At 44.6% G+C, this 4,634-nt stretch carries 7 protein-coding genes; 3 read left to right on the top strand and 4 right to left on the bottom strand.

From position 1 onward, the window contains the following. The 3 genes from ssb to RMO35_RS21180 form a co-directional block, all read left to right on the top strand. Positions 1-284, top strand: a 284-nt coding sequence (ssb, locus tag RMO35_RS21190) for a single-stranded DNA-binding protein (protein ID WP_309743991.1), incomplete at its 5' end; no start/stop codon positions are given. Between the two features lie 114 nt (positions 285-398). Next, positions 399-719, top strand: coding sequence for a hypothetical protein (locus tag RMO35_RS21185; protein WP_309743989.1), 321 nt, complete (start codon positions 399-401; stop codon positions 717-719). 100 nt (positions 720-819) lie between these two features. Beyond that, positions 820-1,062, top strand: a complete 243-nt coding sequence (locus RMO35_RS21180) for a hypothetical protein (protein ID WP_309743987.1) — start codon at positions 820-822, stop codon at positions 1,060-1,062. 56 nt (positions 1,063-1,118) lie between these two features. Here the strand turns inward: RMO35_RS21180 and RMO35_RS21175 are convergent, their stop codons facing one another. The 4 genes from RMO35_RS21175 to RMO35_RS21160 all read right to left on the bottom strand — a co-directional run. Continuing rightward, entirely contained in the window at positions 1,119-2,180 is a 1,062-nt protein-coding gene (locus RMO35_RS21175; RefSeq protein WP_309743985.1) for a ParB/RepB/Spo0J family partition protein, read from the bottom strand. An 89-nt stretch (positions 2,181-2,269) separates the two neighbouring features. After that, positions 2,270-3,124: a hypothetical protein gene (locus RMO35_RS21170; protein ID WP_309743982.1), complete on the bottom strand. Its 855-nt coding sequence runs from the start codon at positions 3,122-3,124 to the stop codon at positions 2,270-2,272. Positions 3,125-3,133: 9 nt separating this feature from the next. Further along, positions 3,134-4,219, bottom strand: coding sequence for a ParM/StbA family protein (locus RMO35_RS21165; protein ID WP_309743980.1), 1,086 nt, complete (start codon positions 4,217-4,219; stop codon positions 3,134-3,136). 166 nt (positions 4,220-4,385) lie between these two features. Beyond that, on the bottom strand, positions 4,386-4,634 hold a 249-nt coding region (locus RMO35_RS21160), incomplete at its 5' end, for a hypothetical protein (RefSeq protein ID WP_309743977.1).

The raw sequence follows: 4,634 nt of genomic DNA, 5'->3' as shown, positions 1-4,634 counted from the left end.
CAGAGTTAACTTGGTCTGATACTGGTCTTCGCGTTACGGCTTCGCTTGCGGTCACGATCGATAAAGATACTGCTGATTGGTATAACTTAACCGCCTTCGGTAAAACAGCGGAGATTTTGGCTAACTACGTCCGTAAAGGCGAACAAGTCAATATTCAAGGTCGAGTGAGTGTCAACCGTTGGGTTGATAAAGTGACTGACGAACCTCGCTCTAGAGTCCAGATTATTGTCGATCGTGTTGGACTCATTGGTAGCAATTCTCGTAATGCTTTGCAAACTGTCTAGATCGCCAATTCAGCACCCATTGTATGAGTGCTGACTTCTGCGCTTTAGATTGTCAACTGCTGCGCTAATTAGTAATAGAAATTATTCACTTTTAACCCTAACCCAAATATCCAAATGCTATATTTAACTTTTGATTCCGTTACTACATTTTTGTTGCCTTATTTTATCGGCATGGTATATTTTGCGATCGCTTGCTGGATTAAGTCTGAAATATCGGTAGTTGCAACCTCTACTTCTCCAGCTATTCGACCCGAACAAGTCTTCACATTGCTAGAAGAAATCTCACCAATTATTCAGGCAAAGATCGCGATCGACCAGCCGAAATTGCCCCGCTCTAGAAAATTACCTGTTACCCCAGTTGCAGAATTAGTTGAGTCACCAAATATTAAAAAGCGTCGCAGCAAATCTATTCTCCCAAGATCGATCGCTGCTTAAATTAAGCCATTCACCGCTGTTAAACTATTAGTGAATGGCTTAATATTATTGAAAGCGATCGTTTCGTTAATTAGACTTATAACTCAATCAACTTGTTTTTATGGATATTGTCAAAATCCTCGCTGAGATCGCCGATACTAAAGCTCAAATTATCAAAATGGAGAATTTCCTTATCAATTTGCCAAATCATGCAGATGCTTTATCTCAGGTTCGAGCCACGATCCAATACTGGAACGAGTACGTCGAGCATTTGAATTATCTGAACGATAAACTTTTAAATATTGCTCCAGAAATTTATGAATTTACTAATAGAGAGATCGGAGATTTTGCCATAATCTCGTAAATAAAAATTGACATTTACTTTACCATCTGCCTTTACTCGGCAGTTAATAGAGCAAATCAATTAATTTTCAGTAGAAATTGTCTTTGCAAACTCAATAGCGATCGCTCAAACTCTTCTAATATTTCAACGGCAAGTTTGTTGCTTCTAATGTGAGCGATCGTTTCTTCCATCACAATCTCGATCCGATCCTCGATCGAGTCTGGTACAGGTGCCAAAACTGTTAGATTTAGCTCTGAATTATCTTCTTGCCTAGCTGCTATTACTTTTACTGGCAGCTCGGTAGTCGGTTTATCAGCCTTTGCTTTAGGTGGCTTAATTTTAGCAACTTCTGCCTTGACTTCCCGAACGCTCAGACCTTCCTCAATAGACCGATCGAGCAGTTCTTGTCTGCTGGGATCTTCTAGGGTGGATATTGCCGCAGCTTTGGTGTAGTGCAGTTCGCCACTTCTAACCGAATCGAGAATGTTTTCTGGGAGATTGAGGAGTTTGAGCTTGTTCTTGACAAATGAAGTTAAACTCATCCCGCCTTTGGTGAACTGTCTAATAATTTGGGTGGCAAATTCAATCGTTTCCGTTGGAATAACGTTATTCCCAGTTTGCTCTTTGGTATGAGCTGCTTGATGCAAAAAGGCGATCGTCAGGGCTGCGCTAGCGAACTTGAGCTTGCGCTGCAAAATGCTCACCACCATCTCGGTTTCGTCGATCGGATTGAGATCCGCTCGTTTGGTATTATCGATCGCGGCAATGTCGGCGGCTTCGTCATCGTCAACATCCAACCAGCGAATTGGGACTTCAGTGAATTCACCTTCAATGGCGATCTCATGTCTGGTGAAACCCGCGATGATGGCTTTTCGGCTAGTTTGAACTAACAGGGGATTGGTAATGCCTCTGACTCCGATCGATTCGGCTAGTTCAGCTTTGGCTTTAGGATTAGGCTGCTTGCGAAATTGGTACCGTGACGCATCTAATTCGCGAGGATCGATCGTGTCATTTGCTGAGGTATTCTGCGCCTGGACTAACCGCTGGCTATCGACTGGAGACTTCTGCCGTTGCTGCGGTTTTTGCCCTGTTGCGATGGCAGAATTATCTATTGGGGGTGCGATTGTTGCGGTGGTCATTGGATTAATCTCTCTAAATAGGCACTTAAATATCTAAATGAGAAGCACAGCTAATTCTTCATAAGAATTAGCTGTGCTTTCAACTCAAACTAGCTAGCGGCGGGCATCTCGGCAGGGTTGTTTTTGTCTGGCTTGGCAGGTTTAGACTCTTGGTTGACGACTCTGGCAATTAATCCCGTCTCATCGATCGCCGTAAAGGTATCATCTAAAAACTTCCGCAATCTCCGCTTAGAAAGCGTTGCCACCCGCTCGATACCATCTTTCAAGGGGACATATTCAGATCTGAGCATTTCGATCTCCTTGGATGGCAGACAGAGCTTAGGTAGCGAGATAACTGCCTCTGGTACTAAATCCCCCAGGTGACTGGTATAGGTGGAGTCGAACTTCTTCCATGAAGCTGCGCTGCCGAAGTGTAAATTCTTGACTAGAATGTGCTTGATACCTTGGAGATCGGTCATCGAACTCTTTAACATCGATAAGCTTTCCGCCGAACCATCACATAAAAACCAGTTAACGATCTCAACATCGCTATTGGAATTAGCCAAATCGTTAGTCGTAATCCACCGGACGTATTTAGGCTGAATTTGTGAGGGTAAAACGAGGATTACGTCTTGCGTTAATGCGGCTTCATAGATCTTGTCAGCAATGAAAAACTCTTCCTCACGATCGCTAAAAATAATTCGTCCGCCGTTCTTTGCGCCGTGCTTTTTCTCTTCCTCAGTCAAGTCAGCGTCGTCATAATCGCCACCAACAGGCAGATCCAATCTGTGCTGTTCTGGGGCGTAAGTTAAACCTGTGACTGGATTTGTCTCATCCACATCAATGAGGGTATGGGGTAGATTCTTGTGACAGTAATACTCGACAAACCCCGAACCAAAGGTAGTCTTGCCAACCCCACCTTTTTCGCCTGTAATTGTGTGAATCCGATTCTTCCGTTTTGCCATTGTCAACTCCTAATAAAACTGCGATAAATAATAAATATCGGCAAACCGATTGCCATAGCCGAGTGCCGCGATTTCTGGCGGTGGATTGAATCCACCATGCAGAAATACTCCATACCGATCTGGTTTGTCAGTTCTCAACGGTACTTTTGTCCGCAACCAATTTAATAGTTCGGGATTAAGGGTATCTACCGTTCCCCCACAAACTAAGATCTCCCGCACGTCGGCGGCTAAATTTTCGTCCAGCCAGCCTGTGAGCAATGCTAAATAGCGTTCTATGACTGCCTCGATCGTCTTTTTGAGAGTTGACAACTCCTGTCTGCGATCGTTCGGCGTATTACCCCGCAAAATTGCTTCTAAAAACTTTTCGTCGCCGCCAATCCGGTACTTAGAAACCGCTTCAATCAGACTGTCTTCGTGATAATCGCCCATCAAATCGATGATGTCTTTAACGATCTTGGTGAACCCCAAATCTGTCGAGCGAAAATAGTCCAATCTGCCACCTGTTGCGCTAAATAAGCTGGCGTTACGGAATCCCAAGATAAAGGTTGCCACCTGATGCTGAGAAACGATTTCAGGGCGTTCTTGAGCGTGTTTGATGAAGATTCCCATCCCTTCAGGGAAGCACCGATACTTGTCGAGCGTAACAGCTTTAATCCCTGATGGAGTATCGAATTTCGTCAGTGCCTTGCGAAGTGCTGTTTCAAAATTACTACTTTGCTTTACCTCACCAGGCGGCAGACAACAGACCAAATCGATCTCCATTTGGTCGATCTGATGATTTGCCATGTAGACCCACGCCGCACCGAGTACTTTGATTGCCGCTTGGTCTACCTTGGGCTTTTTCAAGCCCCGAAACGCATCAAATCTGCCCGCAGCCAGACTGCCGACAGCATAATACTTTCCTTGACAGGAAACGTAGACAGAGTGCAGCGGATTGACTTGGGAGTCAGAACCTAGCGTATATCCTTGCAGCATCATTTTTGGCACTTCGATCGTTTCCGATGCCATCACAAAGGCTTCGATCCCCGCCTCGGTTTCGATAATAACTTTTGTGCTACTGCCCCCAAAGTCGGTTGCTACTTTTATCTTTGGCATTTTACGTTCATTACAAATCTGATAACTTTCAACCTAAAAGAGTGAAATAGTCATCTAATATTCCCCATCATGCTCGATTGAATGCTAAATGAGAGGAGAACAATGGCTGAGAAGACTGACTGAAACTCGATCGATTTTCAGTATTTTGAGCGAGTCGCGAACTTTGTTAATAGAGCGAGTTGAAATCGATCGCCACCGGACTTTTTACAGTAGGGGTTATCCCTGCCACTGGTTCGCTCGACTCACTTGTCGATGCGGAAATCGATGAGTGAGCGTGAGTACTAGATGTCCGCTCTCGATTGTCCCCACCGATTTTCGCGTCTAATGTTTCAACTTGTTGGAGTAACATCGCCCGCGATCGCCGATAAATATCTAGAACTTCTGCCTCATCTACGCAATCGGCTGATTCACAAGC

The organism is Chamaesiphon sp. OTE_20_metabat_361, from assembly GCF_031364565.1.
The sequence above is the reverse complement of the archived record's forward strand: the minus strand, read 5'-3'. Positions and strand labels throughout refer to the sequence as shown.